Annotated in this window: 23 protein-coding genes; 19 read left to right on the forward strand and 4 right to left on the reverse strand. The window is 37.2% G+C overall.

Features of this window, described 5'->3' with window-relative positions; genetic code table 11:
• The first annotated feature begins 17 nt into the window (after nucleotides 1–17).
• Nucleotides 18–410, forward strand: a complete 393-nt coding sequence (locus ACE38V_RS03770; protein WP_375839832.1) for a thiol-disulfide oxidoreductase DCC family protein — start codon at nucleotides 18–20, stop codon at nucleotides 408–410.
• Nucleotides 411–453: 43 nt separating this feature from the next.
• Here ACE38V_RS03770 and ACE38V_RS03775 read toward each other — a convergent pair whose 3' ends face one another.
• Complete coding sequence (locus ACE38V_RS03775; RefSeq protein ID WP_375839834.1) at nucleotides 454–1,380, reverse strand: aldo/keto reductase; 927 nt, start codon at nucleotides 1,378–1,380, stop codon at nucleotides 454–456.
• A 214-nt stretch (nucleotides 1,381–1,594) separates the two neighbouring features.
• Nucleotides 1,595–1,738: a Z-ring formation inhibitor MciZ gene (gene mciZ, locus ACE38V_RS03780; protein ID WP_375839835.1), complete on the reverse strand. Its 144-nt coding sequence runs from the start codon at nucleotides 1,736–1,738 to the stop codon at nucleotides 1,595–1,597.
• Between the two features lie 76 nt (nucleotides 1,739–1,814).
• Here mciZ and ACE38V_RS03785 point away from each other — a divergent pair, with 76 nt between their 5' ends.
• Both ACE38V_RS03785 and ACE38V_RS03790 read left to right on the forward strand, forming a co-directional pair.
• The gene (locus ACE38V_RS03785) at nucleotides 1,815–2,360 is read left to right on the forward strand and encodes an NUDIX hydrolase (RefSeq protein ID WP_375839836.1); all 546 of its coding nucleotides are present in this window, start codon (nucleotides 1,815–1,817) and stop codon (nucleotides 2,358–2,360) included.
• Nucleotides 2,361–2,363: 3 nt separating this feature from the next.
• A complete protein-coding gene (locus ACE38V_RS03790) occupies nucleotides 2,364–3,530 on the forward strand; it encodes a TIGR00375 family protein (RefSeq protein WP_375839838.1) in 1,167 nt (388 codons plus the stop codon).
• 56 nt (nucleotides 3,531–3,586) lie between these two features.
• Here ACE38V_RS03790 and ACE38V_RS03795 read toward each other — a convergent pair whose 3' ends face one another.
• On the reverse strand, nucleotides 3,587–4,150 hold the full coding sequence (locus ACE38V_RS03795) for a GNAT family N-acetyltransferase (protein ID WP_375839839.1): 564 nt from the start codon (nucleotides 4,148–4,150) through the stop codon (nucleotides 3,587–3,589).
• Nucleotides 4,151–4,325: 175 nt separating this feature from the next.
• On the opposite strand from ACE38V_RS03795, the gene spoIIM reads away from it, so the two are divergent.
• The 16 genes from spoIIM to lysA all read left to right on the forward strand — a co-directional run bounded on the left by spoIIM (nucleotide 4,326) and on the right by lysA (nucleotide 18,451).
• Nucleotides 4,326–4,964 (forward strand): stage II sporulation protein M, encoded by a 639-nt coding sequence (gene spoIIM, locus ACE38V_RS03800; RefSeq protein WP_375839841.1) that lies wholly within the window; start codon nucleotides 4,326–4,328, stop codon nucleotides 4,962–4,964.
• 141 nt (nucleotides 4,965–5,105) lie between these two features.
• Complete coding sequence (gene fur / locus ACE38V_RS03805; protein ID WP_375839842.1) at nucleotides 5,106–5,564, forward strand: ferric iron uptake transcriptional regulator; 459 nt, start codon at nucleotides 5,106–5,108, stop codon at nucleotides 5,562–5,564.
• 151 nt (nucleotides 5,565–5,715) lie between these two features.
• Nucleotides 5,716–5,943, forward strand: coding sequence for a YqzK family protein (locus ACE38V_RS03810; RefSeq protein ID WP_375839844.1), 228 nt, complete (start codon nucleotides 5,716–5,718; stop codon nucleotides 5,941–5,943).
• A gap of 5 nt (nucleotides 5,944–5,948) precedes the next feature.
• Entirely contained in the window at nucleotides 5,949–6,842 is an 894-nt protein-coding gene (gene xerD, locus ACE38V_RS03815; RefSeq protein ID WP_375839845.1) for a site-specific tyrosine recombinase XerD, read from the forward strand.
• A gap of 232 nt (nucleotides 6,843–7,074) precedes the next feature.
• Nucleotides 7,075–8,256: a phosphopentomutase gene (gene deoB, locus ACE38V_RS03820; protein WP_375839847.1), complete on the forward strand. Its 1,182-nt coding sequence runs from the start codon at nucleotides 7,075–7,077 to the stop codon at nucleotides 8,254–8,256.
• Between the two features lie 12 nt (nucleotides 8,257–8,268).
• Nucleotides 8,269–9,090 carry a purine-nucleoside phosphorylase gene (locus tag ACE38V_RS03825; RefSeq protein ID WP_375839849.1) on the forward strand — a complete coding sequence of 274 codons (822 nt, stop codon included), beginning with the start codon at nucleotides 8,269–8,271 and terminating at the stop codon, nucleotides 9,088–9,090.
• Between the two features lie 136 nt (nucleotides 9,091–9,226).
• Nucleotides 9,227–10,531 carry a pyrimidine-nucleoside phosphorylase gene (locus ACE38V_RS03830; protein ID WP_375839850.1) on the forward strand — a complete coding sequence of 435 codons (1,305 nt, stop codon included), beginning with the start codon at nucleotides 9,227–9,229 and terminating at the stop codon, nucleotides 10,529–10,531.
• A 177-nt stretch (nucleotides 10,532–10,708) separates the two neighbouring features.
• Nucleotides 10,709–11,878 carry a D-alanyl-D-alanine carboxypeptidase family protein gene (locus tag ACE38V_RS03835; RefSeq protein ID WP_375839852.1) on the forward strand — a complete coding sequence of 390 codons (1,170 nt, stop codon included), beginning with the start codon at nucleotides 10,709–10,711 and terminating at the stop codon, nucleotides 11,876–11,878.
• Between the two features lie 145 nt (nucleotides 11,879–12,023).
• On the forward strand, nucleotides 12,024–12,374 hold the full coding sequence (gene spoIIAA, locus ACE38V_RS03840) for an anti-sigma F factor antagonist (protein ID WP_375839853.1): 351 nt from the start codon (nucleotides 12,024–12,026) through the stop codon (nucleotides 12,372–12,374).
• 1 nt (nucleotide 12,375) lies between these two features.
• Entirely contained in the window at nucleotides 12,376–12,816 is a 441-nt protein-coding gene (gene spoIIAB / locus ACE38V_RS03845) for an anti-sigma F factor (protein ID WP_375839854.1), read from the forward strand.
• Between the two features lie 13 nt (nucleotides 12,817–12,829).
• Complete coding sequence (sigF, locus tag ACE38V_RS03850) at nucleotides 12,830–13,588, forward strand: RNA polymerase sporulation sigma factor SigF (protein ID WP_375839855.1); 759 nt, start codon at nucleotides 12,830–12,832, stop codon at nucleotides 13,586–13,588.
• Between the two features lie 216 nt (nucleotides 13,589–13,804).
• Nucleotides 13,805–14,425 carry a stage V sporulation protein AA gene (locus tag ACE38V_RS03855; protein WP_375839856.1) on the forward strand — a complete coding sequence of 207 codons (621 nt, stop codon included), beginning with the start codon at nucleotides 13,805–13,807 and terminating at the stop codon, nucleotides 14,423–14,425.
• The gene (locus ACE38V_RS03860; protein ID WP_375839857.1) at nucleotides 14,415–14,837 is read left to right on the forward strand and encodes a stage V sporulation protein AB; all 423 of its coding nucleotides are present in this window, start codon (nucleotides 14,415–14,417) and stop codon (nucleotides 14,835–14,837) included. Before ACE38V_RS03855 ends, ACE38V_RS03860 begins: the two co-directional genes overlap by 11 nt.
• Before the next feature lie 60 nt (nucleotides 14,838–14,897).
• The gene (gene spoVAEA / locus ACE38V_RS03865) at nucleotides 14,898–15,506 is read left to right on the forward strand and encodes a stage V sporulation protein SpoVABEA (RefSeq protein WP_375839858.1); all 609 of its coding nucleotides are present in this window, start codon (nucleotides 14,898–14,900) and stop codon (nucleotides 15,504–15,506) included.
• Nucleotides 15,460–16,938, forward strand: a complete 1,479-nt coding sequence (locus ACE38V_RS03870) for a spore germination protein (RefSeq protein ID WP_375839859.1) — start codon at nucleotides 15,460–15,462, stop codon at nucleotides 16,936–16,938. Before spoVAEA ends, ACE38V_RS03870 begins: the two co-directional genes overlap by 47 nt.
• Nucleotides 16,939–17,125: 187 nt before the next feature.
• Complete coding sequence (gene lysA / locus ACE38V_RS03875) at nucleotides 17,126–18,451, forward strand: diaminopimelate decarboxylase (protein ID WP_375839860.1); 1,326 nt, start codon at nucleotides 17,126–17,128, stop codon at nucleotides 18,449–18,451.
• A 23-nt stretch (nucleotides 18,452–18,474) separates the two neighbouring features.
• On the opposite strand, the gene ACE38V_RS03880 is transcribed toward lysA, so the two are convergent.
• Nucleotides 18,475–19,341, reverse strand: a complete 867-nt coding sequence (locus ACE38V_RS03880) for a DUF1002 domain-containing protein (RefSeq protein ID WP_375839861.1) — start codon at nucleotides 19,339–19,341, stop codon at nucleotides 18,475–18,477.
• Between the last annotated feature and the right edge of the window lie 210 nt (nucleotides 19,342–19,551).

A 19,551-nucleotide genomic window follows, 5' to 3' on the forward strand; every position in this document is an offset into this window, starting at 1 on the left:
TTTTAAGGAGTTGAGTTATGAAGGGAATTATCCTATTTGATGGGGAATGCAACTTTTGCAACGGAAGTGTGCAGTTTGTCCTCAAGAGAGATGCTAAAGCCCATTATCAATTTGCTTCTTTGCAAAGCGAGATTGGCAAGAAATTGCTAAAACAATATCATATTCCTGAAAATGTTGACAGCTTAGTCCTTATCGAGCAAAAGCAATATTATCTCAAATCGCAAGCTGCCCTTCGTATTTGTAAAAATCTAAGGGGGATTTGGAAGCTTGGATCATTGTTTTTCGTTATACCGACTCCAATTCGAGACGTGGCTTATGATTTTATTGCAAAAAAGCGTTATCAATGGTTTGGTAAAAGTGAAAGCTGTATGCTCCCAACTCCTGATATGAAAAAGCGATTTTTAAGCTAAAAGGGCGTTCCGTTCAATTGGTTCGCCCTTTTTGTATCGGTATTTACAATCGATGCTCTTGATACTGGTTTTCTATTAAAAGGGAATGAATCATTTCTAATTCCTCGGCACTTAAACCTTTGCCCATTATTGCACGTACATTTTCTTTTAATTGTTGGATGGAGCTTGCGCCTGCAATGACTGATGTGACACCTGAATCAGCTAACAAATACTGAAGGGATATTTCTGTTAAGGAGCGCTTTTTAGCAACCTTTTCTTTTAATTCTGTTAACACCTTTTGAAGGTCCTCAAAGCTATAGTCAAGATACCCTTTTTCTTGGACAGCAGTAGAGGCCTTATCAAGCATGGCTTCGCTTAATAGCCCTTTGGCAAGCGGTCCTCTGGCAACTATGCTGATTCCGTTTTTCTTAAGCAATGGCAAAGCCTGCTCTTCAGGCCGACGATCGAGGATGCTGTATTGCATCATCACGGATACGATATTCGATTTTTGTACATATTCTTGGATGACGGTTGGTCGGATTGAGGAAATGCCATAGTAGCGAATGAAACCTTCTGCTTGTAGTTCTTCAAAGGCTTCAATCGTTTCATCAATAGGGTCAGACAGTGTTCCCCCGTGTAATTGATATAGATCGATATAATCCGTATCGAGACGTTTTAAGCTTTGTTTGACAGCTTCTTTTATGTATTTTTTAGATGAATCAAATCTCCAGCCTGCTCCATTTTCATTCCAACGATTGCCTACTTTTGTGGCGATAATGACCTTATCACGGACAGAATGAAGCACTTGTCCAACAAGTACTTCATTCATTCCTTTGGCGTATAGGTCAGCGGTATCAAAATAATTAATTCCTTCTTCCAAAGCGGCTTCAATGATTGCTCGGGCATGCTTTTCATCTGTGCCCAAAGACATACAGCCTAAGCCAAGCTCGCTAATGGAAAGATTGGAGCTTCCTAATTGTCTTTTCTCCATAAATGTTCACCTCATAGTTCATTGTAATGGAGGTTTCTTATTGCTACAAATTTCAAGATAAGGAAAAAGATAGACAAGGTTTTCTTTTGCTGACAATCTGTTTTTGGCTAAGCTAAGTTTGAATAAAGAGGCATTAAAATCATGTATTTTTCTAAAATTATCACTGTGAAATCAGACAAAATGGGACATACTTGTGGAAGAAAGATGATCCTGCCTACGAATGAGGAATTTTGCTTGAAATAGATGTGGTCCAATCTTTTAGTAAGGTATAATATTGGAGATTCTCACGAAGCTTTTGTTTTACCTCCCATGCTTTGCCAACAAGAATGACTCCTTTATCATGAACATACACTTTCATTTTCATTATCCCCCATCTCTAGTATGATAAAATGTATGAATAACCAATATATGCTTAGAACAGGAGTGGCAAAATAATGAGTTGTCTTGAAGAAAAAACAATCAATACAGAAAAAATCTTTTCAGGAAATGTCATTAGTCTTCAAGTGGATGATGTGGAATTACCAGACGGCAAGCATGCAAAAAGGGAGTTAATTAAGCATCCAGGAGCTGTCGCTATCCTAGCCATAACGGACGAGAATAAAATTGTGATGGTTGAGCAATATCGAAAGGCCATTGAAAGAGAGCTCGTTGAAATTCCAGCTGGAAAACTAGAAAAGAATGAGGAGCCTAAGAATTGCGCCAAAAGAGAATTAGAAGAAGAGACCGGATATGTTTGTGAAAGTTTAGAATGGTTGATCTCCTTCTATACGTCACCTGGATTCGCAGATGAAATTTTGCATCTTTATGTCGCAAAGGGATTAAAACAAAAAGAAAATGCCGCACTTCCGGATGAAGATGAATTTGTTAATCTGATTGAGTTGACACTTGATGAGGCCCTTCAATATATAAAGAATCAAAGAATCTATGATGCGAAGACCGTGTTAGCTATTCAATATCTCCAATTACAAAAGGCACTTTAAATAGTGCAGCAATATTATGCTGATTTACATATTCACATCGGAAGAACTTCATCTGGGCGAGCAGTAAAAATCACAGGTGCCAAAACCCTAACCTTTTCTAATATTACCCGACACGCGAGAGATAAAAAAGGATTGAATATGATTGGAATCATTGACTGCCATTCTCCAGAAGTCATTCTTGAAATGGAAAACTTAATGCAGAAAGGAGAATTAATTCAGCATAAGGATGGCGGACTTGTTTTTGGAGGATTGTCCATTATTCCAGGCTCTGAATTAGAAATATATGATGAAAATTGTAAAGGACCGATTCATGTTCTGGTTTTTTTGCCCACATTAGAGCTCATGAAGGACTTTTCAAACTGGCTTAGCGGTCATTTAAAGAATATCCATTTAAGCTCACAAAGAATTTATGTCTCAGGCCGAGCCCTTCAGGATAAAGTGAAGGAGATGGGCGGGCTGTTTATTCCTGCGCATGTTTTTACGCCTTTTAAAAGCTTATATGGAAAAGGCGTAAATAAATCGCTTAAAGAGGTGTTTGATCCGTTAAAGATTGATGCCATTGAGCTTGGACTTAGCTCAGATACAAGCATGGCAGATCAATTGGAGGAATTGCATGCTTATCCCTTTGTAACTAACTCGGATGCGCACTCCTTAGGAAAAATTGCTCGTGAATATCAGACGATTCAGATGGGGGAGCCAACTTTCAAGGAATTAAAGTGGGCTTTAAAGGGGATAAAACAGCGAGCAATCACCGCCAATTATGGATTGGATCCTTTGCTCGGAAAGTATCATCAAACCGTATGTGAAAAGTGCTTTACACCATTGCTAGAGGGGGAAACGAAATGTTCCCAATGCGGCGGCGAGAAATTTACTAAGGGTGTTGCAAACCGAATCTTAGAATTAAGAACATCTTCAACTCCGAAGGCAGGGCGCCCGCCATATTTTCATCAAGTTCCACTAGATTTTATCCCAGGGCTTGGGCCAAAGCTTCTCGACCGGCTGCTAGATCATTTTGGCACGGAAATGGCGATTTTGCACCAGGTTCCGTTTGCATCACTTCAAGAGGTAGTACCAGTAAAAGTTGCTGAATTGATTGTAAAAGCTAGAGAGGGCAGACTTAGCTTGAAAACAGGCGGGGGTGGAAAATATGGAAAGGTATCTCAAAAATAAATAAGGAAAAATAAAGCCAATCGATTGGAATAAATGTTTCATCGATTGGCTTTGTTTTACTCACGGATTTTTGCAAAGACACAAGTATCACGAAGATTCTTTCCATCTACACTTAATTGGTTTTTTCGTAATATTCCTTCTAGTGTAAAGCCTAATCGTTCTGGAATTCGCCGACTATTCATATTTAAAGGGTCGCATCTTATTTCAACACGGTTGGCATCAAGTTTTTCAAACGCGAATGTTGTTAAACTATTAACTGCCTCTGTTATATAACCGTTTTTTTGATATCGACAATCACACCAATAACCAATTTCAAATTGACGTACATCCCAATTGATGCGATGTAGACCCGTTCCACCAATAAATTGGTCGTCTTCCTTCCGATAGATATGAAGGCGAATATCTTCCCTTAAAATATATTTGGCATAAGCTTTTCGAATCCCTTCCTCTAGCTGTTCGATGGATTCTATTCTTTGTGCCCATGGCATCCATTTCTTTAGCTCATCCCTCGAATAGGAAATGGCTTCACTAATGATTTTTCCATCCCCAGGTAGACTTGGTCGAATGTAAAGTCGTTCTGTTTCAATTCTCTCTGGAAAATCAAGCAAAATATGGCTCACTTTTCTCACTCTCCCTTTAGATTAAAGAAGATTATAGCGAAGAATTGGACGAAATCCAATCGATTTTCAAAAAAAATAAAACTAGTATTTTTTCTTACAAAATACTAGTTTTGCGAGTCATAGAGAAGGAGGTGAACGCATAAGCTTTACTAATAGTTTTCAGGGAGGATAAGCGATGAAACGAAAATGGAACCAGAATTCAATTGTTAATCATATTAGTGAACATTCTTCAATTTATATATTTATTATTGTCTTATTCTTAATGGGAGTCATTTTTGGTGCCATCGTGGTCAATAGCTTGAGTATGACGCAAAAGGAAGACTTGTTTTATTATTTATCGCAATTTTTTGGACAAGTATCTGCTGGAAAGGTCGCTGCATCAAAGGATCTATTTATTCAAAGCTTTCTTCACAATAGCAAATTTATCGGGCTTTTTTGGCTCTTAGGTATTTCCATTATTGGCTTGCCTGTCATCTTAATTTTACTCTTTATGAAGGGGATGGTTGTCGGCTTTACGGTTGGTTTTTTAGTCAATCAAATGAACTGGAAGGGATTTTTGTTATCGTTTGTCTCGGTCCTCCCGCAAAATTTCATTATCATTCCGATATTTATTATTGCGGCAACACTTGCTGTTTCTTTTTCATTAAGAATGGTAAAAAGAGAGTTTATGAAAAAAATGGGTCAACCTTTTTTACCGATGTTTAGTAAATATTTGCTTGCCTTTAGTGTAGCCCTCCTTTTTATTGTTTTCGCTGCCGCAATAGAAGCGTATATTTCCCCAACTCTCATTAAATCTGTGATACACTCCATTTAATGAGGGCGTCATTTATAAATATTTTATAATAGTTACTTTATAATAATTATTATTGAGTCTAAATTATAATAATTTTATTTTGAAACGAAGAAAGTATCTGTTATAATGAGAATTGACAGTGGCGGGGGAGGAAATACCAGAATGGAAACGAGAATTGATAGAATAAAAAAGCAGTTGCATTCATCCAGCTATAAGCTAACACCGCAGCGAGAAGCGACCGTTCGCGTCTTGCTTGAACATGAAGAGGATCATTTAAGCGCAGAAGATGTATACCTCCTTGTAAAAGAAAAATCGCCAGAGATTGGTTTAGCAACTGTTTATCGAACTTTAGAATTACTATCTGAACTGAAAATTGTAGATAAAATTAACTTTGGTGATGGTGTTTCAAGATATGACTTGAGACAAGAAGGGGCTGCACATTTTCACCATCATCTGGTCTGCATTGAATGTGGGGCAGTTGATGAAATTCAAGAAGATTTGCTTGAGGATGTTGAAGCCATTGTCGAAAAACGGTGGAATTTTAAAATAAAAGATCATAGACTGACCTTTCATGGAATTTGTCATCGTTGTCAAGACAAAATAGCGGGTGAAACGGACTAGGAGGCTGACACAATTTTGTCAGCTTTTTTCATATTTGCTCCATATCATTTATCATGAAAAGAAGAGGATCTATTAATTGATTATCAATTAGGTATAAATCTCGTCCAAAATGGCATAAGTTGTATATATAGATCATTTTGGAGGAAGAACGATGAAATCGTGGCTAACCCTTATTTTTCAAACACTAAAAGTATTTATTCTTTTTACAGGTTGTACGATTCTTTTCTATTTTGGAATAACGTGGTTAAATGAGGAGTATCAGGACTATCATCATTTTGACGAACCTAAAGGAACGGCTGTAAAAGTTTCAACTGGGGAGCATGGTGGACAAACCTCATGGCTTGACCGGTTAATTTTGTTTTATTTAAATGGGGAGTAATGAACGTGGAAAATCATTTGAAGGATTTTATCCATTTTTTAATCGTTGAAAAAGGCCTAGCAAAGAATACAATCGTTTCATATGAAAGAGATTTAAAAAGCTATTTAACATACTTAAAGGAAATAGAAAAAATAGGTGATTTAAATCAGGTGCAAAGGGTGCAAATTGTCCATTTTTTAGGAAAATTAAAGGAAGAGGGAAAGTCTGCTAAAACCTTAGCAAGACATGTAGCCTCCATTAGATCCTTTCATCAATTTTTAATCAGAGAAAAGGTGACAAGTCAGGATCCTTCTGTTCATATCGAAAGCCCTCAAATGGAAAAATCATTACCAAAGGTACTGAGTTTAAAGGAGGTTGAAATCCTACTTGATACTCCAAAACCAATTGATCCCTTTGGTATGCGGGATAAAGCGATGCTTGAACTCCTTTATGCAACAGGAATCCGAGTCAGTGAATTAATTTCCTTGAATTCCGGAGATGTTCATTTAACGATGGGATTTGTGCGCTGTATTGGGAAAGGGAATAAGGAAAGAATTATTCCAGTAGGAAAGACTGCTTTACGAGCAATTAGCGAATATGTGAGTCATGGAAGACCTAAGCTACAATCGAAAAATAACCATGATGAGGCTCTCTTTTTAAATCATCATGGAAAAAGATTAACGAGACAGGGTTTTTGGAAAATCCTCAAAAGGCTGACCAAAGAAGCAGGGATAAATAAGGATCTCTCCCCGCATACATTGCGACATTCTTTCGCAACCCATTTATTAGAAAATGGAGCGGATTTGCGGGCTGTTCAAGAAATGCTCGGTCATGCCGATATTTCCACAACCCAAATCTATACTCATGTCACAAAAACTCGCTTGAAGGATGTTTACAGTCAATTTCACCCTCGGGCATAAGTGGATGATTCATAATTTCATAGATTGTTCAAAAAGCTGCCAAAAATTTTGGTGGCTTTTTTATTGTCATTTTCAGCTATAATTTAGTAAAATATAGATGTCAGACTTCTGACTTCAATTATTTATATGTTAACCATCTCGGGTTAAGGGCAACCTATTCGTATATGAAACCGGATTCAAAATGCTTAGTATGCAATATTATATATTGCTTGAATATAAAGGAGGAGTTTACATGACAAATCAATTTAAAAGAGTTTTTATCATTGTTATGGATTCAGTTGGGATTGGTGAAGCACCTGACGCTGAGAAGTTTAATGACAAAGGTGCAGATACTTTTGGCCATATTGCAGAGAGTATGAACGGACTACATATGCCTAATATGGGAAAATTAGGTTTAAGTAATATTAGAGAAATAAAAGGAATTGAAAAACAGGCTAAGCCACTTGCCTTCTATACGAAAATGCAGGAAGCTTCTAATGGAAAAGATACGATGACAGGACATTGGGAGATTATGGGCCTTCATATTCAAACTCCATTTCAGGTTTTCCCTGATGGTTTTCCACCAGAATTAATTTCTGAACTGGAGGAAAAAACGGGAAGAAAGGTAATTGGTAATAAACCGGCAAGTGGAACGGAAATTCTTGATGAATTAGGCGAAGAGCATATGAAGACAGGTGATATGATTGTCTATACTTCTGCTGATTCAGTTCTACAAATTGCTGCGCACGAGGAAATCATCCCACTTGATGAGCTGTATAAAATTTGTAAAATTGCTAGAGAGCTTACTTTAGATGAAAAATATATGGTTGGACGTGTAATTGCAAGACCATTTGTTGGTGAGCCAGGAAACTTTAAACGAACACCAAATCGTCATGATTATGCTTTAAAACCTTTTGAAAGAACGGTAATGAATGATTTAAAAGACTCAGGGTTTGATTGTATAGCGATTGGGAAAATCTCTGATATTTATGATGGAGAAGGCGTAACAAAATCTCTTCGTACTGTCTCTAATATGGATGGTATGGACAAATTAATTGAGACCTTAAATATGGACTTTACGGGCATTAGCTTCTTAAACCTCGTTGATTTTGATGCATTATATGGTCATCGCAGAGATCCAATCGGCTATGGTAAAGCATTGGAGGAATATGATGCAAGATTGCCAGAGGTTTTTGCTAAAATGAAGAATGATGATTTACTCATTATAACGGCAGATCACGGTAATGACCCAGTACATCATGGAACAGATCATACGCGTGAATATGTTCCGCTTATTGTTTATTCAAAGAGTTTTGCTGAAGGAAAAGAGCTTCCTATTCGTGAAACTTTTGCAGATATTGGTGCAACAGTGGCGGAAAACTTTAAAGTGAAGATGCCTAATCACGGAAAAAGCTTTTTAAAAGAACTAAATTAAGGGGAGATTTTTGTGGAATTTGCTCAAGTTCAGAATGCTGCCAATTTTTTAAAGAATAAATTTGAACAACCACCAAAGATTGGATTAATTCTTGGTTCAGGTCTTGGGGTATTAGGAGACGAAATAGAGAACTCTGTCAAAATTCCTTACCGAGAGATACCTGATTTTCCGGTCTCTACTGTTGAAGGCCATGCCGGTCAGCTTGTATTTGGCGATTTAAATGGGATTCAAGTAGTAGCGATGCAGGGACGCTTTCATTATTATGAAGGGTATAGTTTCGATAAAGTAACCTTCCCTGTTCGAGTGATGAAAGAGCTAGGTGTGGAAACAATCATTGTGACCAATGCGGCTGGAGGAGTGAATGAAAGCTTTTCACCAGGTGATTTAATGCTTCTTTCTGATCATATTAATAATATGGGCTCTAATCCGCTCATTGGCCCAAACGATCCTAAATTCGGCGTGCGTTTCCCCGATATGTCGGAAAGCTATTCCAAAGAGCTCAGACAAATAGCAAAAGAGATAGCTCAAAAGCTACAAATTCAAATTCAAGAGGGAGTATATGTTGGAAATACAGGGCCAACCTATGAAACTCCTGCTGAAATTCGGATGATCCGTAGTTGGGGCGGGGATGCTGTTGGGATGTCAACTGTTCCCGAAGTCATTGTGGCTCGACATAGTGGAATGAAGGTATTAGGAATTTCTTGTATCTCAAATATGGCAGCAGGGATCTTAGATCAACCGCTAAACCATGAAGAAGTCATAGAGACAACTGGAAAGGTAAAAGTGAATTTCTTAAAATTTGTCAAAGAGTTAGTAAAGGAAATTGGTGCATAAGGTTTAATATTATGTCATTCTTTAACACGTGCTCCTCTTTTGCAAACGCGAAATCCTTGCTTTATCATTTGTTTTGCTTAAGTTAGAAATTTGTTTTCTCTGTATTCATCTTAAATTATACAAAGTGGTGAGAAAAATGAGAATGGTTGATTTAATTGAAAAAAAACGCAATGGTCAAGAGCTCTCAACAGACGAAATTCATTTTATTATTCAAGGATATACAGATGGAACGATTCCGGATTATCAAGTAAGTGCTCTAACAATGGCTATCTATTTTCAAGGGATGAATGATCGCGAAAGGGCAGATTTAACTATGGCCATGGTTGAATCCGGTGATCAAATTGATCTTTCTGAGATTGAAGGCATTAAAGTGGATAAGCATTCAACAGGTGGCGTAGGCGATACGACAACATTAGTATTAGGACCACTTGTTGCAGCAGTGGGTGTTCCAGTAGCAAAAATGTCAGGAAGAGGATTAGGTCACACAGGTGGAACCATTGATAAACTCGAATCTGTTTCTGGATTTCATGTAGAAATTGATAAGAATGAATTTATTAAACTAGTGAACGATAATGGAATTGCTGTTATTGGGCAAAGTGGAAACTTAACCCCGGCAGATAAAAAGCTTTATGCTTTAAGAGATGTAACGGCTACTGTTGATAGTATTCCATTAATCGCAAGCTCCATTATGAGTAAGAAAATTGCAGCTGGAGCAGATGCTATTTGTCTTGATGTGAAGACAGGTGCTGGTGCCTTTATGAAATCACTTGATGATGCGAGAGAACTAGCCAGTGCGATGGTACGGATTGGAAACAATATTCAGAGAAAAACGATGGCAGTTATCTCTGATATGAGCCAACCATTAGGCTACGCAATAGGAAATGCTCTTGAAGTCAAGGAAGCAATTGATACATTAAAGGGTGAAGGCCCAGAAGATTTAACTGAACTATGCTTAACTTTAGGCAGTCATATGGTATATTTGGCAAAAAAAGCAGATTCATTAGCACAAGCTCGAGAATTGCTGAAGAATGCTATCAAAAATGGTTCTGCATTAGAAAAATTCAAGACCTTTTTAAGTGCACAAGGTGGAGATGCATCTGTAGTTGACAATCCAGCTAAACTACCTCAAGCGAATTACATAATGGAATTAGCTGCAAAAGAGTCAGGGTATGTAACTGAAATCATCGCGGATGAAGTTGGAACTGCAGCCATGTTATTGGGGGCAGGTCGGGCAACAAAGGAATCGCAAATTGATTTAGCCGTTGGACTTGTCCTTAATAAGAAAATTGGTGATAAGGTCAATAAAGGTGAGTCACTCGTTACAATTCATAGTAATTTTGCGGATGTTCAGGAAGTTAAGGAAAAATTATATAAGAGCATTCAATTAAGCAATGAAAAAATTACTCCCCCTCCATTAATTCATGAAGAAATAACTAAATAATGAATAGATAAAAAATGCCAAGGGCGAATATATCGTCCCTTGGCATTTTTTTTATGACTTGTCACCATCAAATGATTTCGATAAGTAGGAAAAGCAACGAAAAAGTAAATAGTAAATTTTGTATATATTTAATGAAAATGGAAAAAATGTGATTATTAAGAATGGAGGGTTACTGTCATGAAATGTTTTGTTGCTTCATTGTTAGCTTTAACATTTATTACATCAAATTTTGTAGCGAGCGCTTATGCAAAAGAAGAAACAGGCGTACAGCTAGTCGACGATGCAAAATCTGCGGTCTTGATTGAGAGAGATACAGGTACCGTCATTTATGATAAGGATAGTAAAGAACGCTTACCCCCAGCCAGTATGACAAAGATAATGACAATGTTATTAATAATGGAAGCGATTGACAAAGGTAGCTTAAAAATGAATGAAAAGATTAGGACGAGCGAGTATGCAGCATCAATGGGAGGATCGCAGATTTTCCTGGAGCCTGGTGAAGAAATGACAACCGAACAGATGCTAAAAGGAATTGCGATTGGCTCTGCGAATGATGCATCCGTTGCTGTCGCAGAAAGACTTGCTGGTTCTGAAGAAGCTTTTGTCGGGCAAATGAATAAAAAGGCAGCTGAATTAGGTTTGAAGGATACGCATTTTCAAAATGCAACGGGATTGCCAACAGATAATCATTATAGCACCGCCTATGATATGGCAATGATGGCAAAAGAACTTCTAAAATATGAGCAAATCACTAAATTTACCGGAACCTATGAAGCTTATTTACGCGAAAATAGTGATAAAAAATTTTGGTTAGTGAATACGAATCGCTTAGTAAAATTCTATCCTGGTGTTGATGGCTTAAAAACGGGTTATACCAATGATGCAAAATATTGCCTTACAGCAACAGCGCAAAAAAATGGCATGCGTGTTATTGCCGTGGTTTTTGGGGCATCAACCTCCAAGGTTCGAAATGCACAAGTAACAAAATTGCTTGACTATGCTTTTAGTCAATATGAAACACATCCAATGTATAAACGAAACCATTTATTAGGAAAAGTCACCATCAGTAAGGGTGAAAAAAGGACGGTTGACGCTATCACAAGTGAGCCAATTAGCTTATTGACAAAAAAAGGGATGAACATTAAAGATGTCAACCAAAAAATTGTTTTAAGCAAAAATATAAAGGCCCCAATTAAGAAGGGGGATCGAATCGGTACGCTTAAAATTACAAAGGATGGTAATACACTTGTCACAAGTCCACTGCTCGCTAAGGAGGATATCCAAGAGGCAAGTTGGTGGGGACTTTATAAACGCTCTTTAAGCATGTTTACAAAATCGGGGGAATAAAATTCATTCTATTCAAATAAGCATGTCGAATCATTGATGTAAATTTCAATTTTTTAGCGAAAAGACACTAGTTTTGTCCATAAGAAGGAAATTGTTGAAAAAATATCGAATTGACTCACTAAACCAAATAAGGAGGCAATGGCTAGTGAGTCTTAACATTCATTTGGAAACGAAAGAAGATGTACTTTGCATCCGTTTGAGTGGAGAACTTGATCACCATTCGGCAGATCTATTGCGCGAACAGGCAACAAACATAATCGAAAATGAAAAGATTCGCCATATTGTTTTAAATTTAGAAAACCTTACCTTTATGGACAGTTCTGGACTAGGTGTTATTCTTGGCCGATATAAACAAATTCAGCCACTTCAAGGTGAAATGGTTGTATGTGCAATTTCTCCATCTATCCAAAGACTGTTTGATATGTCAGGCTTATTCAAGATCATTCGATTAGAGCCGACTGAAGAATATGCTTTGCAAAGATTGGGGGTTGCCTAATATGAAAAATGAAATGAAGCTTCAATTTCGCGCATTAAGTCAAAATGAATCTTTTGCGAGGGTAACAGTTGCAGCCTTTGTTGCCCAGCTTGATCCTACAATGGATGAATTGACCGAGCTGAAAACGGTTGTATCGGAAGCAGTTACCAATTGTATTATTCATGGCTATGAAAATGATGAAAATGGAATTGTCTATATTTCCGTACGGATTGAAGATGGTTTTATTGATATGACAATTAAGGATAAAGGGAAAGGAATTACAGACATAGAAGAAGCGAGACAACCCCTTTTTACAACAAAACCAGAATTAGAAAGATCAGGAATGGGCTTTACGATCATGGAGAATTTCATGGATGAAATTGAGATACAATCCGAGCTTGGGAAAGGTACGGAAGTACGATTAAGGAAGCATTTATCAAAGAGCAAAATGCTATGCAATTAAGGGAGTCTTGCCTATGGATGTGGAGGTTAAATCAGATAAAAAGGAAACGTATTTAAAAGATCATGAAGTGAAGAAATTGATTAAGAAAAGTCAGGAAGGCGATCAATCTTCACGTGATTTAATTGTTCAAAAGAATATGCGTTTAGTTTGGTCAGTCGTTCAGCGGTTCTTAAACCGGGGTTATGAACCAGATGATTTATTTCAAATTGGGTGTATCGGTCTGTTGAAATCCGTAGATAAATTTGACCTGACATATGACGTGAAGTTTTCCACCTATGCTGTTCCGATGATTATTGGTGAAATTCAAAGATTTATTCGTGATGATGGGACAGTGAAAGTGAGTCGTTCATTAAAGGAATTAGGGAACAAAATCCGTAAAGCAAAGGATGAATTATCTAAATCACTTGGTCGAATCCCAACGATTAATGAATTGTCAGAGTATCTGGACATTCCAACTGAGGATATTATCCTTGCGCAAGAGGCAGGAAGAACGCCGTCTTCCATTCATGAAACGGTTTATGAAAATGATGGGGACCCTATCACTTTATTAGATCAAATTGATGATGGAAATGAAGGGAAATGGTTTGATCAAATTGCATTAAAAGAAACAATAAGTGAGCTGGATGAGCGAGATCGACTCATTGTTTATTTGCGATATTATAAGGATCAAACACAGTCAGAGGTAGCCGAAAGACTTGGAATTTCTCAGGTGCAGGTATCAAGGCTGGAAAAGAAAATATTGAAATTTATGAAAGACCGTATGGAAATTTAATTCCATACGGTTTTTTTTGAAGAATCGGAAGGTGCCTGCATTATATGCTTGTCACCCCTCTCTAGCTGCTTCCGCTGTTTATGCTCCAGCGACTAGGGGTTCGAGGTTATAAGCCGCTTTCACCTTTCCTTTTAACCATTTATTGGTCATCATGAAGTCAAAAATTGTAACTCATACTATTGTTATAAAGAAATAGTTGTGTGGGGAGTGAACAGCATGGGAAGAACGATTTACATTCGTATGCGTCATCGTGTTCAAGTTCAGCCGCACCAAATGGTAGTTCTTAATGATGTCGCCCAAATTATTGCGGATGACGAAATGTTAAATCTGCTAAAGGAACTTGAGATTTATCAAGTTTCCCCAAAAGATAAAAACACCATCATAATGGATGTAATGGTGGTAATTAAAGAAATTTCCCGAATTATTCCTGGGACTGAAATACAAGTATTAGGTCCATCACAAACGATTATTGAAGTGGTATTAAAGAAAAGAAAGGTTTCAGTTCCATTATTTTTTCTTGTCTGGCTTTTACTCTTTTTTGGTTCCGCACTGGCTATTATGAATTTTCATGATGATGTTAGTATGCAAAGTGTTCATCAAAGGTTATACAAAATGATTACTGGAAAAGAAGTTGCTCAACCACTTATCTTTCAAATTCCTTATTCACTTGGACTAGGCCTTGGAATGATTCTGTTTTTTAATCATATTTTTCAAAAAAGATTTAATGAAGAGCCTAGTCCATTAGAAGTTGAAATGTTTAATTACCAGCAAGACTTAGATAATTATGTCATTATGTATGAAAACAAAGAGACTTTAAAAAAATTAGATGATCATTGAAATCTTATTCATTATCTTTATCGGTTTTGCTGGTGGTCTGGCAGTTGGTTCAGGATTTGTTGCCTTTTTAACGGTTTTAGGAATCATACCAAGGCTAACGCAATTAACGAAAACGATGAGATTGATTCAATGGTATGAATGGGCAGTAGTAAGTGGAGCGATTATGGGGACCTTTGCCAGCTTATTGGATCCAAAATTGATACTTCCAATCGGATTTTTACTTCCAATCGGAGTCTTTAGTGGAGTATATAATGGAATGCTTGCAGCAGCTTTAACGGAGGTACTAAATGTGTTACCTATTCTAGCAAAGCGGATCAATATTGATGATAAAATTATTATTCTTGTCATGGCTTTTGTTTTTGGAAAAATATTCGGTTCATTATTTCAATGGATTTATTTTGTTTCGGAATGATCGAAATGATAAGTCTCAGTAAATTTTGTGTAAATATGATTAAGGAAGGAACATCCAATTATGAAAAATCGAAGGCGAATTATAATCGTCACCGATGGGGATGATTATGCAAGAAAAACAGTAGAGTTTGTTGCTAGACAATTTGGTGGTAGATGTATATCAATGTCTCACGGAAACCCCTCTGTTCTTTCTGGTCCTGAAATAATTGGATTAATTAAAAAGGCTCCAAATGATCCGGTTTTTGTTATGTTTGATGATAGCGGTTTTGTCGGAGAAGGAACAGGTGAAAGAGCCATGAAATATGTAGCAACCCATCAGGATATAGAAGTTCTAGGAGTAATTGCGGTTGCTGCGAAAACAAAACAAAATGAATGGACAAAGGTGGATGTTTGCATCGACCGGGATGGTGAACTAACTCCTTATGGAGTAGATAAATTTGGAATTCCAGAGATGGAAATTGGCAGAATGAACGGGGATACGGTTTATTGTTTAGATGAATTAGATGTCCCCATTATTGTGGGAATAGGAGATATTGGGAAAATGGCAAGAAAGGATCATGTAGAAAATGGTTCTCCCATTACAAAAAAAGCAGTTGAACTGATTTTAGAAAGGAGTGGGTTTAATGCCAGAGATGATTCAGAAACAAATTCCAATCTCCGATTCACTTAAAAAGAATGAACAATATATGAAGGACCGAGTAGGGCTCGGAGTTAGCTTTGACTTAGGCGTTCGTAAAATTCATGTCTTAAAAAAAGAATTAAATATTTATTATGTTAATGGCTTATGTGATACGCGATTCATTATTGCGATTTTGACAGAATTAATGAGGGCTAATGATTTTGAAAAGCAAACCTCAAAGCTATATGAAATTGTAGAAAATCGATTAGTGAATCAATCTTTAAAGCCAATTCAATATATGGATGAACTCACTGATCAAGTATTATCCGGATTAATTGTCGTTTTGATGGAAGGAGAAACGACAGGCTTTGTTATTGATGTAAGAAGTTATCCTGGCAGGCAGCCACAGGAACCTGATACAGAAAAGGTAATCAGAGGTTCTCGAGACGGATTTATTGAAAATATTATTATTAACACAGCATTAACAAGAAGACGAATTCGTGATGAAAGACTGCGTTTTGAAATCCTTAAAATAGGAGAAAGATCAAAAACAGATGTAGCAATCGGTTATCTAAAGGATGTTGCGAATCCAGATTTAGTTGATATTTTAAAGAAGGAATTAGAATCTATCGAAATCGATGGTGTCCCTATGGCAGATAAAGCGATTGAGGAGTTCTTAGTGAGGCAAGGCATCAATCCTTATCCGCTTGTCAGGTATACAGAAAGAGCAGATATTGCGGCTACCCATTTATTAGAGGGGCATGTCATTATTTATGTAGATACTTCACCAAGTGTTATTATAACGCCAACGACTTTTTTTCACCATTTACAACATGCAGAGGAATATCGACAGTCACCAACGGTTGGAACGTTTATTCGTTGGGTAAGATTTATAGGAACTCTTGCGTCATTATTTTTGTTACCACTTTGGTTATTAGTTGTCCTTGAACCATCATTGCTGCCAAAAAAAATTGCTTTTATCGGACCAAATAAAACTACGCATATCCCGGTGATTATTCAGATGTTTTTGGCAGATTTCGGGAATCTGATCTTAAGGATGGCTGCGATTCATACTCCAACTGCTCTATCAACAGCCATGGGCTTAATTGCTGCTGTCCTTATTGGGCAAATTGCCATTGATGTAGGTTTATTTGTCCCTGAGGTAATCTTGTATATTTCCATTGCGACGATCGGAACGTATTCGACACCTAGCTATGAGCTTGGGATTGCTAATACTTTGGCGAGATTAATGCTTCTTATCTTTGTATCTGTATTCCATACGATTGGGTTTATTGTTGGTGTAACCCTATTTCTTCTTTTCTTAGTGTCTATACATTCTTTAAATACTCCTTATTTATGGCCATTTTTTCCATTCAATCCACATGCGTTTTTGCATGTAGCATTCAGGCGATCCGTGTTATCATCAAAACTCCGTCCAAGCATCGTTCATCCATTGGATCGTTATCGCCAGCCAACCAATTGATTCTATCAATAGACACACCTCTTAGACATAAGTTGAATGATGAGGTGTGTTCTTCTTTGAGCCTTTCCTTTATTGCGGATTCTGAATGGGTATGATAAAGTAAATTTTAATTAAGCAAAGGATTAAAGGATGCTAGAGTGAATAGAGTATTTTTCACTTAACCAAAAAGCATGGAATGGGGGTCATTATGCTTTATCATGGAACAATGAAGATAAATGAACAAGGACATCTCGAAATTGGTGGCGTGGATTCTGTTAAAATTGTTGAAGAATATGGTACACCCGTTTATGTTTATGATGTTGCATTGATACGAAAACGAGCACGAGGATTTAAGCATACCTTTGATCAATTGGGAATAAAAGCACAAGTGGCTTATGCTAGTAAAGCCTTTTCCTCTGTTGCCATGATTCAACTTGCCGAGGAAGAAGGATTATCCCTTGATGTTGTTTCCGGTGGTGAATTATATACGGCAATTGTAGCCGAGTTTCCTGTTGAGCGGATTCACTTTCATGGCAATAACAAAAGCAAAGAAGAATTATCGATGGCGATTGATTATCACATTGGTTGTATTGTTGTTGATAATTTCTATGAGCTAGACTTATTGGCATCACTTTGTCAGCAAAAAAATCAAAAAATGAAAATTTTATTGCGCGTAACACCAGGAATTGAAGCACATACCCATGATTATATATTAACTGGTCAGGAAGATTCAAAGTTTGGTTTTGATTTGCAGAATGGACAAGTCGAAAAGGCGTTAAAGATTGCACTTGAATCTGAATGGTTAGATGTGTTGGGAATTCATTGCCATATTGGTTCTCAAATATTTGAAACAACAGGTTTTATTTTGGCGACGAGAAAAATCTTTGAAAAGCTAAATATATGGAGGGAGACACTCCGTTTTATTCCGACCGTCTTAAATTTAGGAGGGGGCTTTGGAATTAAATACACAGATGAGGATGCTCCTTTACAGCCTTCACAATATGTTGAAGCGATTATTGCCGAAGTAAAGGCAAATGCAAAGCAATTTCAAATGAACATTCCAGAAATTTGGATTGAACCGGGCCGTTCGCTTGTTGGGGATGCAGGTACGACACTTTATCGGATTGGTTCAAGAAAAGATGTTCCGCATGTTCGTCAATATTTAGCTGTGGATGGTGGTATGAGTGATAATATTCGACCAGCTCTTTATCAGGCAAAATATGAGGCAATCCTAGCCAATCGACCGTTGGAAAAGGTGGAAGAAACCGTGTCGATTGCAGGGAAATGCTGTGAATCCGGGGATATGTTGATTTGGGATTTACCGTTACCAAAGGCGGATAGCGATGATATTTTGGCTGTATTTTGCACAGGAGCATATGGGTATTCTATGGCCAATAATTATAATCGGATTCCAAGACCTCCCGTTGTTTTTATTGAGGATGGAAAAGCCAGATTGGTCATCAAGCGTGAGTCTTTTGCAGATATGATTAGGCAGGATCTTCCCTTAAAGGAAACAGCAAAAATGAGAGGATGACAATTGTCACCTCTCATTTTTTTTTAAGAGAATAAAGATTTTATGGCATCAATTAAAGATACAAAAAACTCCTTAAGCTTATCTAAAAACCCTTGACCTTCATCACTTTCCAGATATTTAGATATTTTATCCTTCGCTTTATTTAATTGGTCTCCCACTTGATTCCAATTAATATCTAAATCCTTTAGTTTATTGAATAAGTCAATTAAGCTTTGAATCTGCTTCTCCGTTAAGGTAATTCCTAAATCCTTAGCTGCGTCTTCGATAATTTTTCTTAAATCTGCCTCCGTTTTTGGAGGGTTTTTCGCCATTTCTTCTTTAATTTTGGCGAATAAGGCAGTTGCATTTTCATTTCCAATTGATTCCCCAAGCTTTGCACTTTCCACCATTTCCTCATTAGCGGCTTGTTTAACATCCTCTGGAATGGTCTTATCAGCAGAAATTTCGTATGCTTTAATAATACCTGTAAGGGCAGCAGTTCCGGACACTGGAATAGGGGCGGTAATATAGATGCTTGCATCCTTAACGCCAGCTGTAATTAATGCATTGATATACATTTCATCGGTTACCCATGTAATGTTTTTCGTTTCAACTTCTAAGCCTGAGCCTTGTGGGGCTATGGTTATGGCAGAGGAGGAGATGGCTCGAGTGCCAATTAATGATTTTGCTACATAGCTTCCTAAATATTTATGTTCTTCTTCATTAGATACCGTGATAATCTGTGCATCTTTAGGAGCCTTCATTTCGGTAAGAAGTGCATTTTTTTGCGCTTCTGTTAAATTTTCTCCTAGTGTGATAATGACGTCACCTTCTGCAACATCAGCAAATCCTTTCAGTGGCCAGGTTAATAGTAACGCTAGAATCATGACAATAATCTTACTTTTCTTCATTGGGTCCTCCTTCAAGCTTCAAACAATATGATTCATTCATATATTGAATTATAGCCGAATCGAAGAATAATTACATCTTGCGAACGAAAAGGCAATGGCATTATTATCTTTTTTCGTGTAAAATAATTACGGATTGTCTTTCCGTTAAGGTTTTTTATCCCACTCTTAACGGACAGTAAGATTCCCACTTCAAGATTTTGAGAATACGAA

The organism is Cytobacillus sp. Hz8 (assembly GCF_042263505.1).
In the GTDB taxonomy this organism is placed as follows: domain Bacteria; phylum Bacillota; class Bacilli; order Bacillales; family Cytobacillaceae; genus Bacillus_BE.

What these genes read in the sequence shown, in the direction of transcription:
- ACE38V_RS03770 (WP_375839832.1), top strand. Translation starts at nt 18, where the DNA reads ATGAAGGGAATTATCCTATTTGATGGGGAATGCAACTTTTGCAACGGA.
- ACE38V_RS03775 (WP_375839834.1), bottom strand. Translation starts at nt 1,380, where the DNA reads ATGGAGAAAAGACAATTAGGAAGCTCCAATCTTTCCATTAGCGAGCTT.
- mciZ (WP_375839835.1), bottom strand. Translation starts at nt 1,738, where the DNA reads ATGAAAGTGTATGTTCATGATAAAGGAGTCATTCTTGTTGGCAAAGCA.
- ACE38V_RS03785 (WP_375839836.1), top strand. Translation starts at nt 1,815, where the DNA reads ATGAGTTGTCTTGAAGAAAAAACAATCAATACAGAAAAAATCTTTTCA.
- spoIIM (WP_375839841.1), top strand. Translation starts at nt 4,326, where the DNA reads ATGAAACGAAAATGGAACCAGAATTCAATTGTTAATCATATTAGTGAA.
- fur (WP_375839842.1), top strand. Translation starts at nt 5,106, where the DNA reads ATGGAAACGAGAATTGATAGAATAAAAAAGCAGTTGCATTCATCCAGC.
- ACE38V_RS03810 (WP_375839844.1), top strand. Translation starts at nt 5,716, where the DNA reads ATGAAATCGTGGCTAACCCTTATTTTTCAAACACTAAAAGTATTTATT.
- deoB (WP_375839847.1), top strand. Translation starts at nt 7,075, where the DNA reads ATGACAAATCAATTTAAAAGAGTTTTTATCATTGTTATGGATTCAGTT.
- ACE38V_RS03830 (WP_375839850.1), top strand. Translation starts at nt 9,227, where the DNA reads ATGAGAATGGTTGATTTAATTGAAAAAAAACGCAATGGTCAAGAGCTC.
- ACE38V_RS03835 (WP_375839852.1), top strand. Translation starts at nt 10,709, where the DNA reads ATGAAATGTTTTGTTGCTTCATTGTTAGCTTTAACATTTATTACATCA.
- spoIIAB (WP_375839854.1), top strand. Translation starts at nt 12,376, where the DNA reads ATGAAAAATGAAATGAAGCTTCAATTTCGCGCATTAAGTCAAAATGAA.
- sigF (WP_375839855.1), top strand. Translation starts at nt 12,830, where the DNA reads ATGGATGTGGAGGTTAAATCAGATAAAAAGGAAACGTATTTAAAAGAT.
- ACE38V_RS03855 (WP_375839856.1), top strand. Translation starts at nt 13,805, where the DNA reads ATGGGAAGAACGATTTACATTCGTATGCGTCATCGTGTTCAAGTTCAG.
- ACE38V_RS03860 (WP_375839857.1), top strand. Translation starts at nt 14,415, where the DNA reads ATGATCATTGAAATCTTATTCATTATCTTTATCGGTTTTGCTGGTGGT.
- spoVAEA (WP_375839858.1), top strand. Translation starts at nt 14,898, where the DNA reads ATGAAAAATCGAAGGCGAATTATAATCGTCACCGATGGGGATGATTAT.
- ACE38V_RS03870 (WP_375839859.1), top strand. Translation starts at nt 15,460, where the DNA reads ATGCCAGAGATGATTCAGAAACAAATTCCAATCTCCGATTCACTTAAA.
- lysA (WP_375839860.1), top strand. Translation starts at nt 17,126, where the DNA reads ATGCTTTATCATGGAACAATGAAGATAAATGAACAAGGACATCTCGAA.
- ACE38V_RS03880 (WP_375839861.1), bottom strand. Translation starts at nt 19,341, where the DNA reads ATGAAGAAAAGTAAGATTATTGTCATGATTCTAGCGTTACTATTAACC.